Origin of the sequence: Paenarthrobacter sp. NPDC091711, from assembly GCF_044756605.1 — a bacterium.
Taxonomy (GTDB): Bacteria; Actinomycetota; Actinomycetes; order Actinomycetales; family Micrococcaceae; genus Arthrobacter.
On the sequence record NZ_JBIVTF010000003.1, the window covers coordinates 121866 to 137827 of the forward strand.

At 62.9% G+C, this 15962-nt stretch carries 14 protein-coding genes; 10 read left to right on the top strand and 4 right to left on the bottom strand.

Going from position 1 to position 15962, the window contains the following annotated elements; all coding sequences use genetic code 11:
* The first annotated feature begins 69 nt into the window (after positions 1–69).
* Together ACIQH5_RS06330 and ACIQH5_RS06335 are read left to right on the top strand one after the other, a co-directional pair.
* Positions 70–597, top strand: a complete 528-nt coding sequence (locus ACIQH5_RS06330) for an RNA polymerase sigma factor (RefSeq protein ID WP_400401284.1) — start codon at positions 70–72, stop codon at positions 595–597.
* Entirely contained in the window at positions 594–1304 is a 711-nt protein-coding gene (locus tag ACIQH5_RS06335) for a hypothetical protein (protein WP_400401286.1), read from the top strand. The genes ACIQH5_RS06330 and ACIQH5_RS06335 overlap by 4 nt, the downstream gene beginning before the upstream one ends.
* 75 nt (positions 1305–1379) lie before the next feature.
* On the opposite strand, the gene treS is transcribed toward ACIQH5_RS06335, so the two are convergent.
* Complete coding sequence (treS, locus tag ACIQH5_RS06340) at positions 1380–3674, bottom strand: maltose alpha-D-glucosyltransferase (protein ID WP_400401287.1); 2295 nt, start codon at positions 3672–3674, stop codon at positions 1380–1382.
* A 234-nt stretch (positions 3675–3908) separates the two neighbouring features.
* Between treS and ACIQH5_RS06345 the strand changes: the two genes are divergently transcribed.
* From ACIQH5_RS06345 to ACIQH5_RS06360, 4 genes are all read left to right on the top strand, one after another.
* On the top strand, positions 3909–4883 hold the full coding sequence (locus ACIQH5_RS06345) for an NAD-dependent epimerase/dehydratase family protein (protein WP_400401860.1): 975 nt from the start codon (positions 3909–3911) through the stop codon (positions 4881–4883).
* A gap of 66 nt (positions 4884–4949) precedes the next feature.
* The gene (locus ACIQH5_RS06350) at positions 4950–6254 is read left to right on the top strand and encodes an LssY C-terminal domain-containing protein (protein ID WP_400401289.1); all 1305 of its coding nucleotides are present in this window, start codon (positions 4950–4952) and stop codon (positions 6252–6254) included.
* Positions 6255–6337: 83 nt separating this feature from the next.
* The gene (locus ACIQH5_RS06355; RefSeq protein ID WP_400401291.1) at positions 6338–7261 is read left to right on the top strand and encodes an AEC family transporter; all 924 of its coding nucleotides are present in this window, start codon (positions 6338–6340) and stop codon (positions 7259–7261) included.
* A 118-nt stretch (positions 7262–7379) separates the two neighbouring features.
* Positions 7380–8108 carry a polyprenol monophosphomannose synthase gene (locus ACIQH5_RS06360; RefSeq protein WP_400401293.1) on the top strand — a complete coding sequence of 243 codons (729 nt, stop codon included), beginning with the start codon at positions 7380–7382 and terminating at the stop codon, positions 8106–8108.
* Between the two features lie 219 nt (positions 8109–8327).
* Here ACIQH5_RS06360 and ACIQH5_RS06365 read toward each other — a convergent pair whose 3' ends face one another.
* The 3 genes from ACIQH5_RS06365 to ACIQH5_RS06375 are packed head-to-tail and all read right to left on the bottom strand — an operon-like array spanning position 8328 to position 10502.
* Positions 8328–8732, bottom strand: coding sequence for a RidA family protein (locus ACIQH5_RS06365; RefSeq protein WP_024818727.1), 405 nt, complete (start codon positions 8730–8732; stop codon positions 8328–8330).
* Positions 8729–9535, bottom strand: a complete 807-nt coding sequence (locus ACIQH5_RS06370) for an IclR family transcriptional regulator (protein WP_400401295.1) — start codon at positions 9533–9535, stop codon at positions 8729–8731. Before ACIQH5_RS06370 ends, ACIQH5_RS06365 begins: the two co-directional genes overlap by 4 nt.
* Complete coding sequence (locus tag ACIQH5_RS06375; protein ID WP_400401297.1) at positions 9495–10502, bottom strand: sugar kinase; 1008 nt, start codon at positions 10500–10502, stop codon at positions 9495–9497. The genes ACIQH5_RS06370 and ACIQH5_RS06375 overlap by 41 nt, the downstream gene beginning before the upstream one ends.
* 178 nt (positions 10503–10680) lie before the next feature.
* Between ACIQH5_RS06375 and ACIQH5_RS06380 the strand changes: the two genes are divergently transcribed.
* Genes ACIQH5_RS06380 through ACIQH5_RS06395 form a run of 4 tightly spaced genes read left to right on the top strand, consistent with a single transcriptional unit; the run spans position 10681 to position 15713 of the window.
* Complete coding sequence (locus ACIQH5_RS06380; RefSeq protein ID WP_400401299.1) at positions 10681–11997, top strand: alanine racemase; 1317 nt, start codon at positions 10681–10683, stop codon at positions 11995–11997.
* A 10-nt stretch (positions 11998–12007) separates the two neighbouring features.
* Positions 12008–13666, top strand: coding sequence for an amidohydrolase family protein (locus tag ACIQH5_RS06385; RefSeq protein WP_400401301.1), 1659 nt, complete (start codon positions 12008–12010; stop codon positions 13664–13666).
* Positions 13663–14298 (top strand): bifunctional 4-hydroxy-2-oxoglutarate aldolase/2-dehydro-3-deoxy-phosphogluconate aldolase, encoded by a 636-nt coding sequence (locus ACIQH5_RS06390; protein ID WP_090821906.1) that lies wholly within the window; start codon positions 13663–13665, stop codon positions 14296–14298. The genes ACIQH5_RS06385 and ACIQH5_RS06390 overlap by 4 nt, the downstream gene beginning before the upstream one ends.
* A gap of 23 nt (positions 14299–14321) precedes the next feature.
* A complete protein-coding gene (locus ACIQH5_RS06395) occupies positions 14322–15713 on the top strand; it encodes a GntP family permease (protein ID WP_400401303.1) in 1392 nt (463 codons plus the stop codon).
* The last annotated feature ends 249 nt before the right edge of the window (positions 15714–15962 follow it).

Below are 15962 nucleotides of genomic sequence, written 5' to 3' on the forward strand. Positions count from 1 at the left end.
GACGTCGAACTTTCCGTGTCTTTTCTGGAATTTGGTGACATTTTCCTGACTGCCGGACATTAACTGATTATGAGGGTGCGAACGGAGCAGGGGGATCGCGTGGAGTCGGCCGGGCAGAAGCATTTTCTGGCAACGCATGCGGCGTGCCACGACAAGGTGTACCGCTACTTCCGGCGTCGAACGGAGGGGACGCCCGCAGCCGAGGACCTCACCGCCGACGTCTTCCGCATCGTGTGGGAGAAATCCTGTCAGGGCCAGGAATTGTCTGAGTTGGTGGTGTTCGGTATCGCCCGGAATGTCCTCCGTAACTATCACCGTTCGGCCATTCGCTCCATGAATCTCGCACAACAACTGGAACATCAAAGAACGCGCGAGCTGGGCTCCGACGGCGGCACGGTGCGGGAGGCGCTGGACCAGCTCAAGCCGGAGGAACGCGAGGTCCTTCTCCTGACGTACTGGGACGGATTCAGCTCCGCAGAGGTGTCCGGTCTGCTCAATATCACCGCCACGGCCGTCAGGATGCGGTTGCACAGAGCAAGAAAGCAACTCAGCAACCTCCTCCGGACGGATCAAGCCACAGAGGATGTGCAGCGATGAAGAGAAAAGAAACGCCCGGCATGGATCGCCTGACGGCTGTTGATCCGGCCTTGGTGATCACGGAAGATGAACTGGCCCGGAGCCGTGAGAAGACCCTGGCTGTGATGGACACTGACGCCGAGCAGCTTGCCGTGGGTGGTTCCCTTGAAGATTCACATCAACAGCGTTCCCGGCGCCGTATGCGGTTGGCAGCAGGATTTGGGTTGGTGGCGGCCGCAGCAGTTGTTGCCGGGGTCATTGTGACCACGTCTTTGCCGGCGGACGTGGTCCCAGAGACTGCGCCGGTTGCCACTCAGCCTGGTATTGCGCCCGAAACGGGCTCGTCCCAGCAGCCACCTTTGCCGGAAATTACCGGACGGATGCCAACATTCGATAACCACATAGTCACCGGGGGCAACGGCAACAAGGCTGCTGTCGCCGATGACCCGGAAGCAGACTTCCATATGGATGCCGCCGATATGGGCAAGCTTGGCCTCAACAGCAGCGGGTGTTTTGTCAACGCCTCCGCCGAAGGCAGTTCGAACGGACTCATATTCCCCGCAGGGACAAATGTCACCGAGACCGGTGTCGTTTTTCCCGACGGCAAAACACTGAATATTGGAGACGAATTCGCGTTCGGAGGAGGACTTTCCCCAGAACTCGAGCCGTCGCCGTGCGCCGTAACCGGCGTGGCTTTCCTGGTTCAAAGCTGGGGGCCGCTCCCCTGATCTCTGACCGACCCCTCGGCGCTTAACGCCAAACTTCGACGTCGGCACTCACCATAAGTGCCGACGTCGAACTTCCTATTCCGTAGCCTCGTCCTCCACTACCGGGTCCTTCAGCAGGAGGGCCGTGCCCTGGAAGGCGGGCAACTCGAGGAAGAAGCTGCACAGATCATCCACCTGGGCCACTTCTTCCTCACCGGAGAACAAATCATGGACGGTAGCGCCCGGAACAAGGTGTGAGGACTGGATGCTGCCGGCGATGTCCTGATCAGAGAAGTTCAGGACCGTGACCTGCAGCGCTCCATCTGCAAGCTGATTGACCAGCACCAGCAGACCGCGGTGGGAAACGTCGGGCACGTCCAGCAGCGTGCTGGTGGCGATCCCCGCTTCTTCCCGCACCGTGAGGATTTGCTGGAGGCGCCGGGCATAGGAATTCGGGTCCTTCAGCTGATCGGGCAGCGGACCGTAGAGGCTCCGGGCGCGGGGCATGCCCGCCAGGGAGGTTTTGGCATCGGGGCTGGTCCCCATGAGATCGTGCGCGCCACGGTTGATCCAACGGGTATCGCCCTGTGAGGTGAGCTCGCGGACCGTCTCGCGGTCAATGGCCGTGATGCCCGTAAGGTCCCAGCCGGAAAGCGCGAAAACCCCCGGCTGCAACGCGTTGTACATGGACAACAGCACGTGGGCGTCCAGCACCTGCGCTTCCTGCTCCTTGGTGATATCGTCCTGATCCTTGATGCCCAGGGCGGCCATGATGAAGCTGACAGTGGTGCAGGCGATCCCGTTGGTGGTGAACACTGCGTTGTAGGGCCCGTTCTCACCCGTGAGCCGTTCCCGCATGGTGTTCTGGACCTTCTCGGCCACTTCTGCGCCGGTGAGCTCCTCGCCGGCAAGTTCAAAGACGTCGTCCCTGTGGCCCGCAGCGAAGTGGAGCAGTTCATAGGTCAGCTCATCGTGGTTCTGGAGGGCATGAACCAACGAGGCCTGGTCCACGCCGATCTCCATGGAAAGCCGCAACGTAAGGCGCAGGAACTCGGTATCGCCTATGACCAGGGCGTAGTGATAAGCGGGCCTGGTGATGAAGTCGTAGGACAGGTCAGGGCCGGACTCGGACTGGGTCTTGATGTCGTCAATGGTGAGGTTGAGCTCCTGGAAGGAGAACCCGCCCACCTTGCGGATCATGGAGCCAATCAACTGGTTGGCGGCCTCGGACAACGGGTGGCCCTCGGACCAGCCCGGTTCTTCCTCGGCGCTCTTCTCCACGCCAAGGAACCCGTTGGCATCGAGCCGGAGCGCTCCGGTTCCGAGGTCAAGCAACGAGTGCAGGGCGTCGCCAACCACCAGGCGCATGCCCGCGAAGGTGGGATCCAGCCAGTTGATGGAAGGCTGACCGGCCTTGAAGTAGTGGAGATAGACCCAGCGGCGTTTCTTACCCGTGGTGTCGATGATGGGCTTGGTGGCGCTCCAGTTGGTTTCCTTGACGCCAGGCTCGTAGAAGATGACCCGCTGCAGGCGCCCGATGATGTAGCCGGCCTTTTGCAGCGCCTCCTCAGCCGCGGGGCTGATGTTCACCGAGTCTTCGCCCTCGGGGACGTCCGGCAGCAAGTGCCAGTCCTCCTCGGGGATGTCCACCATGTGATAAATGCCGGGGTAGTCCCGGAAGTTCATTTCGGCGAGGCGGAAGTCCGCTCCCTTGCCGGTGTGCCCCGGGACGATGTCGTCAATGACAGTGCCGCCGTGTTCATTGGCTACCTCGCACATCTGACGGAACTCTTCCTCGGTACCGAAGGCAGGATCGATCGCCATGCTGATCCGGTCAAAGTGCCCGTCCACGCTGGGCGTCTGCGACCATCCGCGGATGCCGCCGGCCAGCTTCACCGGACCGGTGTGCAGCCCCCTGATGCCGATCTGGCTGAACGCGTCCCAGAGTGAGGGATCGCCCAGCGCTGAGAGGAAGGACTGTCCGTCCTTGGTGATGAAGGACAGTGGGTAGGCCGTGAACCAGACGGGTGCACGCTCAACTGCTGCACGCGGGTTGGGCCTGGCGTACGAGTTCTGCCACATGCTGGCCTGCCCGGACAGTTGCCGGGCCATGGTGTTGGCATCACCGAGCATGGACTGGTTCCTGAGCCAGTCCACATAGGTGGAGTTCAGGCCATCGAATTCCAGGGAGGGCCGGGCGGCAAAGAACTGCCGCCTCCGGGCGATCGGCCGCAGCGCCTTGGGCCGGGCCGGATAGAACTGTTCATCAAACGTGATTTCCGCCGGTTCGCTTGCGATTTCATCGGGCGTTTCCTGTGGCGTCAACTCCGGATTTTCTTCTGGAGATTCGCTGATTTCTGACACGCTCTCGTTGACTGCAGGCTCCCGCACAGTTTTCTCCTTTACGTGGTCGCCGCGTCAACGCCGACCGTCCGAGGGGGTCGTTCAAGAGGTCACGTAGTCCGGGCTTACCCGGACTATTCATGCTAGTCGGGGGAGCCTGCCGTTTGTCTAACCCGGGAACAAGTAAGTCTCGTTATTATGTGCGGGGTTGACGTTGGGCGCCGGGGCCTGCCGGTAAGTACCGAACATTCAGTACCGTGACTCGTGAAGATCGGAGCACTCATGAAGATCGTTGTCATCGGCGGCAGTGGCCACATTGGGTCCTTCCTCGTTCCCCGGCTTGTGCGCGCCGGACACGAGGTCATTAACGTCAGCCGCGGAAGCAGCCCGCCGTACGCTGACGTCCCTGAATGGCAGCAGGTCCGCCAGGTCACCGGGGACCGCGACCACGAGGAACGCGAGGGCGTCTTTGGTGACCGGATAGCGGGACTGGGTGCCGACGTCGTGGTTGACCTCATTTGCTTCACGCTCGAGTCAGCCACTGCGCTGGTGGAAAGTCTCCGAAACCAGACGGAGCATCTGCTGCACTGCGGCTCCATATGGCGGCACGGGGTCAGCTTGAAGTTGCCCATTGCCGAAGGAACGGATTCCGCCGCTGAACCACTGGACCAGTACGGGATCCGGAAACGCGACATCGCCCGCATGCTCGAGGAAGAGACTGCTGCCGGAGGCCTGGCCACAACATCCATCCACCCCGGACACATCGTGGGGCCCGGGTGGTTGCCGATCGGGCCACTGGGCAACCTGGATCCAGACGTGTGGCACACGATTGCCTCCGGGCAGCCGCTGCAGGTTCCCGGGAGCGGGACTGAACTGATGCACCATGTGCACGCCGACGACGTTGCGCAGGCCTTCGAGAAAGCCATCCTTCACCGAGACGCTGCAGCCGGGGAGGACTTCAGCATTGTTGCGCCCACTGCCCTGACGGTTCGGGGTTACGTGAGCATTGCGTCGTCCTGGTTCGGTCAGGAGCCGCACATGGAAACCGTGACCTGGGAGGAATTCCGCCGGACCACCACCCCGGAATTTGCCGATTCCAGCTGGGCGCACCTCTCCCGCAACCACTGCATGAGCATCCACAAGGCCACCTCCCTCATCGGGTACGCGCCCGGATATGAACCCGAGCAGGCGGTCCACGAGTCCTTACAATGGTTTATCAGCAACAGGCAGCTCCACCTGCCAAAGCTGCTGACCTAAGCCGGCAAAACCATGTACCAAGTACAGCGGAAGCCCGAAGCTTAGGGAGCCACAAGGGGGTTTAAGGTGCCGAACAAAGACGTCACAGACAGCCGGCTCGACCACGGATTCTTCATCCTCGGCGGAGCAGCTGCGGTGTGGCTGGCCTTCCTGCTGGTAGGCGAGAGCTTCCACCTGGGGTGGGGGCAACTGTGGTTCTCGATAGTGTTCTGGGCATTCCTCGCATACCTGCTGCTGCCCAGGCTGCACCGGATCCTCACCACCATTTACGTTCCGGGATACTTCATTGGCCGCGCCCGGACCAGCGACGGTCTGCTGGGTGACCCCGTCAATGTAGCGTTGCTGGGGACCGAACCCAAGATCCACGCGATCATGAGGGCCGCCGGATGGACCATGGCCGACGACGTCACTTTCGCCAGCAGCAGGCGCATCATCAGCTCCACCATCTTCCGGCAAAGTTACACGGAGGCGCCGGTAAGCCCGCTGTACCTTTTCGATCGGCAGCAGGATTTCGCCTACCAGCAAGAGGTCAACAACACCCCCGGAAAACGTCACCACGTCCGCTTCTGGCGTTGCCCCGAGGGCTGGCTTCTCCCGGGCGGCCATAAAGTGGATTGGCTCGCGGCAGGCACCTACGATCGCAGCGTCGGTTTCTCCCTCTTCACCCTTCAGATCACGCACAAAATCGAGCAGAATACCGACGTGGAACGGGACCACATCGTTTCCACCGTTTCGGACGCTGAGCCAGCAGTCGCGGTCCAGGTCATCGAGGACTTCTCCACCGGATATCACACGCGCAACGGCGGCGGTGACTCCATTTCCACCGACGGCGACCTGCCGATCGTCGACGCGCGCCGCGTCCAAGTCCCCTCGGATCAGCCGCCCGGCCGGACAGACAGCCGCGACCGCCGGCCCGCTCCCATCATGATGGGCGCCGCCTTGGTGGTGGCCAGGGCAATCGCCGCCTTGGCCCTCGCCATCACGCTGTTTACCTCGGGCGGTGAAATATCCGGACTCGCCTTGGACGCCGACACGTCCGACCCGGAAAGCACGACGGCGGCAATCGCCTTGATAGCGTCCGTGGTCCTGGTGTTCGGGCTGGGTGAAGTTTTCCTTGCCTGGCGCATTTTTCTGGGCAGCAACGGCGCCCGCGTGATTGCCATGGGACTGAGTTCCATCTCCATCGTGGTTCAGGCAATCGACTACGCCACTGGCAGCGCGAATATCACCCTCGAAGCGGGCCTCTCCGGTTTGGCCACCGACATCCTGGTGCTCCTGGCCCTGTCCAGCCAACGTGCCCGGGTGTACGCCAAGCGGCAGCGCGTCCCGGCTGTCCCGGCGTCGGTGGTCAGTAGGCGTGTGCCTTCCTGACCCTCTTTGCCGGATAGTCTGAAATCTGTTTCCAGAGCCTGCGCTGTCAGTGGGCCTCCCGAAGAGTGGATTGAGGAAGACGGTTGGACGGTGTCCTCAAGGGTTTCTTCGTGGTCGGTGTTGTGCTGCTCATCGGCTACATCCTGGGCAGAACAAAGGTATTGGGTCCTGAGGGAAGCAAAGTCCTTTCCACGCTGACCTTTATGGTGGGTCTGCCTTGCTTGATGTTCTCGGCCATTGCATCCAAGCACATCAACGAGGTCCTGAGTGCCACAGGCCTGATCTCCGTGGTGACAGCAGCGGCTGTCATGCTCGTGTTTACGGTGGCTGGCACCATTGCTCGGTGGGGTGTCCGGCGAACAACTATTGGCGCGCTGTCCGTGGGCATTGTGAACTCCACCAATTTGGGTGTTCCCCTGTCGCTATACATCCTGGGAAGTGCCACCTACGTCACCCCGATCATGCTGTTCCAGCTGGCCATCGTGACGCCCATTGCGCTGACGATCCTGGACCTCACCGATCCCGCGGGTAAACAAGTGTCGGTGTGGCGCACGCTCTCCATCCCGTTCCGCAACCCCGTGACTGTTGCGGCGATCCTGGGCGTGCTGGTCAGCGCGCTGGGAATTGAAGTGCCCGGCATGGTTCTGGATCCCTTGGCGCTGGTTGCCCAATTGGCTGTTCCGCTGATGCTGATCATCTTCGGCATGTCCCTGCATGGATTGTCGGTCCGCCCGGGTATCAGTGATCGGGCCCCTACAACGGTGGCTGTGGTTCTCAAGTCGGCAGTCCAACCCGCTCTCGCGTGGGCGTTGGCCGCCTTCGTCTTCCATCTGGATCCGTTCAGCACTTTCGTGGTGACTGCCTGTGCCATCCTCCCCACCGGCCAGAATGTGGTCCTTTATGCGGTCCGTTACGGGGTTGGCCAGGGAATTGCCCAGTCAACGGCCGTGTTCACCAGCATCCTGGCGGTACCGCTGCTGCTGGGGGCGGCCTGGCTGTTCGGCTGAGGAGGTCGTGTGGCCGTTTAGGTTGTCGGAGCTGAATCAATAGACTGGCTTGGCCCGTCGTGCGAGCTTCGGCAGCATGGCCGGGCCAGATCCGAAAACCGAATTGGGGACCTACGTTTTGACTGCTGAATATCCGAAAATCACTGTTGTTGTGCCCACCTACAATGAGCGGGAAAACTTGCCCGTCCTCGTTGCCCAGCTTGATTCACTTGGGATCGTGAACCTCAATGTCCTCGTAGTGGATGACAACTCCCCCGACGGCACAGGAGCGGTGGCTGACCAACTGGCAGCGGAATCCACGGGAACGGTGTCCGTCCTGCATAGGAAAGTAAAGGATGGGCTGGGGCGTGCCTATGTTGCCGGAATGACCCGTGCTCTGACGGAAGACTCCGACGTTGTCATCCAAATGGATGCAGATCTATCCCACCCCACGTCGGCAATTCCTACAATGCTTGACCGGATTCGTAATTCCGGTGCTGCGCTGGTGATCGGCTCGCGCTATGTCGCCGGTGGGTCCACGGCCGCGGAATGGCCGTGGCATCGCAAGGCACTCTCAGCTTGGGCCAATTTCTATGTAGGCGCCATCCTGGGTTTGAAGGTTAGAGATGCAACAGCGGGTTTCAAGGCGTGGACGGCCTCTGCGCTGACGCAGATTGATGTCGCGTCTGTTCGCAGTGACGGCTACTCATTTCAGGTTGAGATGAACTACCGGGCGGCCCGGCAAGGCCTAAAGATCGCTGAAGTACCCATCCACTTTGAAGAACGCGTCGAGGGCGCTTCCAAGATGAATCTCCGCGAACAGTTGGAGTCCGCGCTCACCCCGTGGAAGCTTCGGTTTCAGAAGTAGGCGCGTGCCTTCCTGACCCTTTTTGGGCTTGGAGGCCGGGCGACACGCCGCCATTCGCGGCGTGTTGCCCAGCTTGAAGAATCAAAGTGGGTGGTGACGGTACGCGTCCCAGCCACCACTGAAGGCTCGACGGCGACACTCAAGATGAGTGCCGCCGTCGTGCCTTAAACGCGGATGTGAGAGAGCGTCCTGTGGAAGCCCTAGGGATGTGAGAGAGCGTTAGGCAGTGACGGCCAGGGCGTCGATCTCCACCAGCATGACCTCGTGCGGGAGGTCCACGAATACGGTGGTGCGGCTCGGCAGCAGTCCGCTGGGCACGTTCTCGCGGATGAACTCGCCGTAGACCTCGTTCATGGCGGCAAAGTCATCGCGGGTGGTGAGGTAGACGCGGAACATGAGGACGTCTTCAACGGACGATCCGCCGGCTTCGAGGATGGCCTTGACGTTCTCCAGGGTGCGACGGGTCTGGACGCGGACGTCGCCCTCGCCGATGTACTGGTTGGTGGCGGGATCCATGGGGCCCTGGCCGGAAACCTGGAACATGCCACCCTTCTTGATGCCCTGCGAGAATACGTGCGCCGGGGCGGGGGCGTTTTCGGTCAGTACTACGGTCTTTTCACTCATGCTGAGTTCCTTTCGTGGCTGATCCAGCCGAGGTCGTTGGAGACAGCCTCGGTGCTGGCTTTGAGGTCGGGCAGCAGCTCAAGCAAGCCTTCATAGCTGAGCATCACTACCGGTACCGAACAAGAGGCTGCGGCTACAACGGCGCCGCTGGCGTCGCGGATGGGGGCCGCGATGCAGTGCACGAAGGCTTCGTGCTCGGCGTTGTCGTGGGCCCAGCCCTGTTCCTTGACCTGCTCCAGCTCCGCTAACAGGGCAGAGGGCGAGGTCAGGGTGTTCTCGGTAACTTTCACGTAGTCCAACCCCGCGGCGATCTTTTCCTGCCGGCTGCGCGGCATGTCGGCGAGGAGGACTTTTGACACAGCAGCCGAGTGCAGCGATGCAGTCAGGCCGATGCGCGAGTACATGCGGACGGGGTGGTGAGACTCGAATTTGTCGATGTACACCACCTCATTCCCTTCAAAGGCTGCGAGGTGCACGGTGTGCCCGGTGCGGCCGTTGAGTTCGGCCAGATGCGGGTGCGCCACTTTGCGGATGTCCCGCTGTTCCAGGGCCAGTGAGGACAGTTCAAAGAGCTTGGAACCGAGCATGAAGCGTTGGTCTTCGTCGCGGACCACGAATCGTTTTTCTTCCATGGCGTGCAGCAGCCGCATCACGGTGGTTTTGTGGACGGCGGCCTTGGACGCCAGCTCGTCCAGGGTTGCTGGTTTGGCGGCGAGTTCGCCGAGAAGGTCGATGGCCCGCATGAGGCTTTGGCTCACGGTGTCACGCTCCGGTTCTGGTGTTGAATTGTCCGTCTTCAACATGGATAGCAGCCCAAACGTGATCCGAAGAATCGAGGATGGCTGCGAGCTCGGCGGCGTCGGGCAAGGGGCCCCGGTCGCCGTGGACCGTTAGCGTGCACGCCGCGGCCACATGCCCGCGGCGGAGGCTCTCTTTTTGGCCGAGTCCGAACAGCATGCCGCTGAGGTACCCGGCAGCGAATGAGTCACCCGCCCCAACGGGCTCGACGACGGCGACGGACAGTGCGGGCACCTCTTCCCGGGTGCCGGTCCGGTCCAAAGAGATGGCGCTGATGGCCTCGTTCTTGATGACCAGAACCTTGGGGTCGGGCATCATGCGGCGGAGTTCGGCTTCGTCGGTGGTGCCGAAGGCGTGTTCGGCTTCGTCTTTTCCAACAAGCACGACGTCGGCCAGGTTCGCCAGGTGCTGTAGGACGGATCGGTCCTGGTCTGCCCAGAGAGCTTCGCGCCAGTTGACGTCGAAGCTGATGGTCCGGCCGTTTCTTGGCTCAGTCAGGATGGCTTCCAGCAGCTGAAGGCACTCGGGGGAGAGGGCTGCGGTGATCCCACTCAGGTGGATCAGTGCAGCGTTTTCCAGCAACGAGGAGACGGCGGGATTGGATAGTGTGTCGCGTCCCATGGCTGACGCTGCGGATCCTTGCCGGTAGTACAAAACCGAGCTGCCGCCGTCGGGCTCTGAATCCTGGGCCGGGACCTTCACGTAGAGGCCGGTGGGCAGGGAGTGGTCCACCTCGACGCCGGAGGTGCCCACGCCGTGATCCTGAAGCTCGTGGAGGATGCGGGTGCCGAATCCGTCGTGGCCAACCCGGCTGACCCAGTGCGTGTCCAAGCCCATGGCTGCAAGGCCCATGGCGACGTTGGATTCAGCGCCGCCGATCCCGAAGTGGAGCTCTGTTGCCAGGTGCAGGGGGACGGCGTGGACAGGGGTAAGCATGGCCATGGTTTCGCCCACGCATACAGCTGAAAGCATCGTTCTCCCACTAGTTCGTGCGCTTCTCAGCGGCCTTGACTCTCGATCCGCCACCATGTTAGACATATCACCAGCAGGTTTGCAACCAGCGTTGCAAAATACGCAACGCAAGCAAAACTCACCCAACAACCCCACAACGCAGCTTCAACAACGCAGCACCGCGAAGGGAACCAAACGCGTGAACACTTCCGAAGCCATCTCGGCATCTGCCGTGGCGGGTCTGGCTGAACGCCGTCTCGACTGGCGCCACAAAGCGGCGCCCGCCTCCGCAAACGGGACCACCCACGCGGACTTCCTCGCCGCCAAGCACACGTTGGCCGAGCTCCAGACGCCGCTGCTCACCCTCGATGCCAACGCGCTCGCAGCCAACGCCGACCGCCTGGCAGGGTGGTGCGCAGACCACGGTGTCCTCCTCGCCCCACACGGCAAGACCACCATGTCCCCCCAGCTCTGGGCCGAGCAGCTCAACCGAGGCGCATGGGGCATTACGCTGGCCAACTTCGCGCAGCTCCGCGTGGCCCGCGAGTTCGGCGTCCGGAACCTGCAGCTCGCCAACAGTCTCACGGATCCACACGCGATCCAGTGGGTGGCCGACGCTCCGTCCGGCACCACCATCCTGTCCTGGATCGACTCCCTGGGAACCGTGGACGTCATCGACCAGACCCTCACCGGAAGCGATGCAGTGCTGGACGTCCTGGTGGAGCTCGGCGCCCACGGTGGCCGGACCGGCGCGCGTGGCGTGGATGCTGCCTTGGAGGTTGCCCGCGCAATCTCCGCCTCGCCGAACCTGCGCTTGGTGGGCGTCAGCGGTTACGAAGGCTCGCTCGCGCACACAGCGGACGACGCCGGACTGGCCGCCGTTCGGGGCTACCTCGCCCAGATGGGGCTGCTTCACGAGCAGCTTCTCGCCGAAGGCCTGTACGGCACGGATTCCGTGATCCTCACAGCCGGGGGAAGCGCCTACTTTGACGACGTTGTGACGGTTCTATCGCCGTACATCAGGGCAGACCCGGAGGACGGCCCCAAGGTGGACCTCATGATCCGCAGCGGCGCCTACATCATCCACGACGACGATTTCTATCGCGGAATCTCGCCGTTCTCCCGCGAAGGAGACCAGCCATTCACCGCCGGGATGTACGGCTGGGCACGCGTCGTTTCGCAAACCGAACCAGGCCTGGCCATCCTCGACGCGGGCAAGCGCGACCTCCCGTTCGATGAAGGGCTGCCCGAACCGCAATTCATCGGCCCGGAGTTGGGCGGCGCCATGCAGCCTTTGGTGGGCGCCCACATCACCTCGGTCAATGACCAGCACAGCTTCATGACCTTCGACGCCGACACCACCACCGTCCGTCCCGGCGACGTGGTCCGGCTGGGGCTGTCCCACCCGTGCACCGCGTTCGACAAATGGACCGTCATCCCGGTCCTCGCGGATAGTGCATCCGCTGACAATGCAGGTAACCAGACCGTCGTCGACCTCATCCATACCTTCTTCTAGGACCCCTGCCATGAAGACCCTCATCAAAAACGCCACCCTGGTGGACGGAACCGGAACCGACCGCCACCGTGCGGACGTCCTGTTGGACGGCCCGGTGATTGCCGCCGTCGTCGAGGCCGGAACGCTCGACGCCGGTTCCCTGACCACAGCGGGAACCGGCGCGGACCGCGTCATCGATGCCACGGGCTTGGTCCTGAGTCCCGGTTTCATCGACATGCACGCGCACTCGGACCTGCAATTGCTGTTGAACAGGGACCACTACGCCAAGCTCAGCCAAGGCGTGACCACGGAATTGCTGGGCCAGGACGGTCTGTCCTACGCCCCGGTGGATGACGCCACCTTGGCCGGTGTCCGGGAGAAGATCGCCGGCTGGAACGACAATCCGGCCCACTTTGACTGGAACTGGCGGACCGTAGGGGAGTACCTCGACCGCTTGGACGCGGAGCAAGAGGGTGGCCGCATCGCCACCAACGCCGCCTACCTCGTTCCCCAAGGAACCGTCCGGGCCATGGTGATGGGCTTCGCCGAAGGGGACCCCACGCCCGGGCAACAGCAGCAGATGCAGGATGTCATCCGCACAGCGATGGAGGAAGGTGCCGTGGGCATGTCCGCGGGCCTGACCTACACGCCGGGAATGTACGCGCAGACTGAGGAGCTTGCCGGCCTCTGCCGGATCGTGGGCGAAATGGAGGGCTTCTACGCGCCGCATCACCGCTCCTACGGCAAGGGCGCGCTCGCAGCCTACGCTGAGATGATTGGGCTCAGCCGCGAGACGGGCTGCGCACTGCACCTGTCCCACGCCACCATGAACTTCGCCGAAAACAAGGGTCGCGCCGGGGAACTCCTGGACCTGATCGACCACGCCTTGGACCAGGGCGTGGACATCACCCTGGACACCTACCCTTACCTCCCGGGAGCCACCACGCTCTCCGCCATCCTGCCCAGTTGGGCGTCGTCGGGCGGAACCGAGGCCACGCTGGCCCGGCTGGCAGACCCGGAAACCCGTGCACGCATCCGGGAAGCCGTGGAGATCTACGGCTCCGACGGCTGTCACGGTGTGGTTGCCGAATGGGACACCCTGGAAATCAGCGGCGTCCAGAACCCGGCGCTCGCAGGCTACGTTGGCAAGACCGTCAGGGACATCGCTGCGGAGACCAAGCATGAACCCTTCGATGTCTTCGCGCAGATCCTCACGGAGGACCGCCTTGGCACCGGAATACTGCAGCATGTTGGCCACGAGGAAAACGTGCAGGCCATCATGAAGCACCGCACCCACACCGGCGGCAGCGATGGGCTTCTGGTCGGCGCCAAGCCACACCCCCGCGCCTGGGGCACCTTCCCGCGCTACCTCGGCCACTATTCCCGCGACCTCGGACTGCTCAGCCTCGAGGAAATGGTCCACCACCTCAGCGGCCGCGCCGCCGCACGACTCAAGCTCCACAAGAGGGGACTGGTCCGCGAAGGCTACGCGGCCGACGTCGTGCTCTTTGATCCCGAAACCATTCGCGATGAAGCCACTTTCGAGAATCCCCGCCAAGCCGCCAGCGGCATCCAGTTCGTCTTCGTCAACGGCACCGCAGCGATCGACGGCGGCAACCCCACCGGGGCACGCGCCGGCCGTGCCTTGCGCCGACACAGTGACGGCCTTACCCGAGAAGGACAACAATGACCCCTGAACAGTTCCTCCAGCAGCTCGAAGCCGACCGCACCCTGGCCGTGGTTCGCGCGCCGTCCATCACCGACGCCGCGGATCTCTGCCGGGCACTGGCCGACGGCGGCATCCGAAGCGTCGAACTCACGTTCACCACCCCGGATGTGCTCAAGCATGTACAGCGTGCGGCGGAGACGGCCGCGGACCACGGTGCCGCCGTCGGAATCGGCACCGTGATGACGGCGGACCAAGCCCGCGCAGCCATCGACGCCGGTGCACAGTTCCTGGTGACGCCGGGCCTCCGTCCGGAAGTTGCCGCCGTCGCGGTCGCCGCCGGGATCCCGTTCAGCCTCGGAGCCATGACCCCCACCGAGGTGGCGCAAGCCCTGGACCTGGGGTCCGCCGCCGTCAAGATTTTCCCCGCCCGGCAGCTCGGCCCGGCGTACCTGAAGGACCTGCAGGGCCCGTACCCGGGCATCCGCTTGCTGCCTTCGGGAGGCATCGACGCCTCCAACGCCAAGAGCTACCTCGACGCCGGTGCTGCCGCAGTGTGCTGCGGTACCAGCGTGGTCCCGCCCGCAGCAGTTGCTGCAGGTGACTGGGCAGACATCGCGGCACGTGCCGCCGCCTTCACCGGCACCCTCAAGTAGGACTCACCCAGAAAGAAACATCCATGAATGAATTTCTTGAATGGCTGCGGCACGACACCGCCGGCCTGCTCCTCCTGGCAGGTGCCGGCATTGCCCTTCTGCTGTTCCTGATCATCAAGGTCAAGCTCGAACCGTTCATCGCCCTGGTGGGAACCGGTGTGATCGTGGCCCTGGTGGGAGGGATCTCCGTGGAAGCCCTGGTGGGCTCAGCCACCAAGAGCAGCGACGCCCTTATTGAAAAGGGCTTCGCGGGCATCCTTGGCCACATCACGGTGATCATCGGCCTCGGTACTGTCCTCGGCGCAATCTTGGAACGGTCCGGCGGCGCGGAAGTGCTGCTCGGACGGCTCGTGAAGATCTTCGGTGAAAAGGGCACCCCGCTTGCCATGGGTATCACCGGCTTTGTGCTGGGCATCCCGGTGTTCTTCGACATCGGCATCTTCGTCCTGGCGCCGTTGGTCTATGTTGCCGCGATCCGTGGCGGCAAGTCGTTGGCCCTGTACGCCTTGCCGCTGCTGGCCGGCCTCTCCGTGACGCACGCATTCCTTCCGCCGCACCCCGGCCCCGTTGCTGCGGCCGGACTGTTCGGTGTGGACCTCGGCTGGATCATCCTCATGGGCCTCATCTGCGGCATCCCGGCCTGGTTCGCCTCAGGTATTTTGTGGGGCACCTGGATCGGCAAGCGAGTCATGGTCTCCGTCCCGGAGGACCGGATCGTTCCCGAGTCGGACACTGCCAAGGGCAACGAACCGTCCATCGGGTTGGTCCTGCTGGCCATCGGCCTGCCCATGATCCTCATCCTCGGCGGCACCTTCGGCAACATCTTTGCCCCCGCAGGTACGTTCCGGGACGTCCTTCAGTTCTTCGGCAACCCTGCCATTGCTCTGACAGTTGCTGTGCTCCTGGCCATGTGGCTCCTGGGGACCCGCCGCGGCATGACCTCAGCCGAACTCAGCGAAATCACCGGTTCTTCGCTGCGACCCGTGGGCATGATCCTGCTGGTTGTCGGTGCCGGTGCGTTCTTCGGAGCCGTCCTTTCCGCCACCGGTGTTGGCAAGGCCGTGGCGGACTCACTGTCCCAGGCCGGGCTTCCCATCATCCTGTCCGCGTTCGTGATCAGTGCCGGCATGCGCATCGCTCAAGGCTCGGCCACGGTGGCCATTGTGACCACCGGCGGCATCCTGGCACCCAGCCTCGCCTCCGGGTACTCCCAGCCACAGCTCGCGTTGATTGTGGTGGCCATTTCCTCCGGCTCCATCATCGCCAGCCACGTGAACGACGGCGGATTCTGGATCATCTCCAAGTACTTCAACATGTCCGTCAAGGACACCCTGAAGACCTGGACCGTGCTGGAAACTGTGCTCTCCATTGTGGGCTTTGGAATGGCAGCGCTGCTGTACACGTTCGTCAGGTGACCCGTGGCACCCAACCCGGGTGCCGGCGTCGTGACTTGCTCGTGAGCCCGTACCGCCACCACCCGCTATGAAATCGGAACGGCCCCGACACGCCTTGCTTGAGGTGTGTCGGGGCCGTTTTCGCGTCAAAGAAGGTGGTGGGGGCACATGCCTTAGCGCGGCGGAAGCGTCGCTTAAACAAAAGAGCTCCGGAGTGCGTTATTGGGGGATACGCACTCCGGAGCGGCCTTTGAGCAGGGGCTTTCGCCG

Bases quoted from the DNA above. Each gene is read 5' to 3' on its own strand.
- ACIQH5_RS06335 (WP_400401286.1), top strand. From the start codon at position 594: ATGAAGAGAAAAGAAACGCCCGGCATGGATCGCCTGACGGCTGTTGAT.
- ACIQH5_RS06385 (WP_400401301.1), top strand. From the start codon at position 12,008: ATGAAGACCCTCATCAAAAACGCCACCCTGGTGGACGGAACCGGAACC.
- ACIQH5_RS06390 (WP_090821906.1), top strand. From the start codon at position 13,663: ATGACCCCTGAACAGTTCCTCCAGCAGCTCGAAGCCGACCGCACCCTG.
- ACIQH5_RS06330 (WP_400401284.1), top strand. From the start codon at position 70: ATGAGGGTGCGAACGGAGCAGGGGGATCGCGTGGAGTCGGCCGGGCAG.
- ACIQH5_RS06345 (WP_400401860.1), top strand. From the start codon at position 3,909: ATGAAGATCGTTGTCATCGGCGGCAGTGGCCACATTGGGTCCTTCCTC.
- ACIQH5_RS06375 (WP_400401297.1), bottom strand. From the start codon at position 10,502: ATGCTTTCAGCTGTATGCGTGGGCGAAACCATGGCCATGCTTACCCCT.
- ACIQH5_RS06365 (WP_024818727.1), bottom strand. From the start codon at position 8,732: ATGAGTGAAAAGACCGTAGTACTGACCGAAAACGCCCCCGCCCCGGCG.
- ACIQH5_RS06370 (WP_400401295.1), bottom strand. From the start codon at position 9,535: ATGTTGAAGACGGACAATTCAACACCAGAACCGGAGCGTGACACCGTG.
- ACIQH5_RS06395 (WP_400401303.1), top strand. From the start codon at position 14,322: ATGAATGAATTTCTTGAATGGCTGCGGCACGACACCGCCGGCCTGCTC.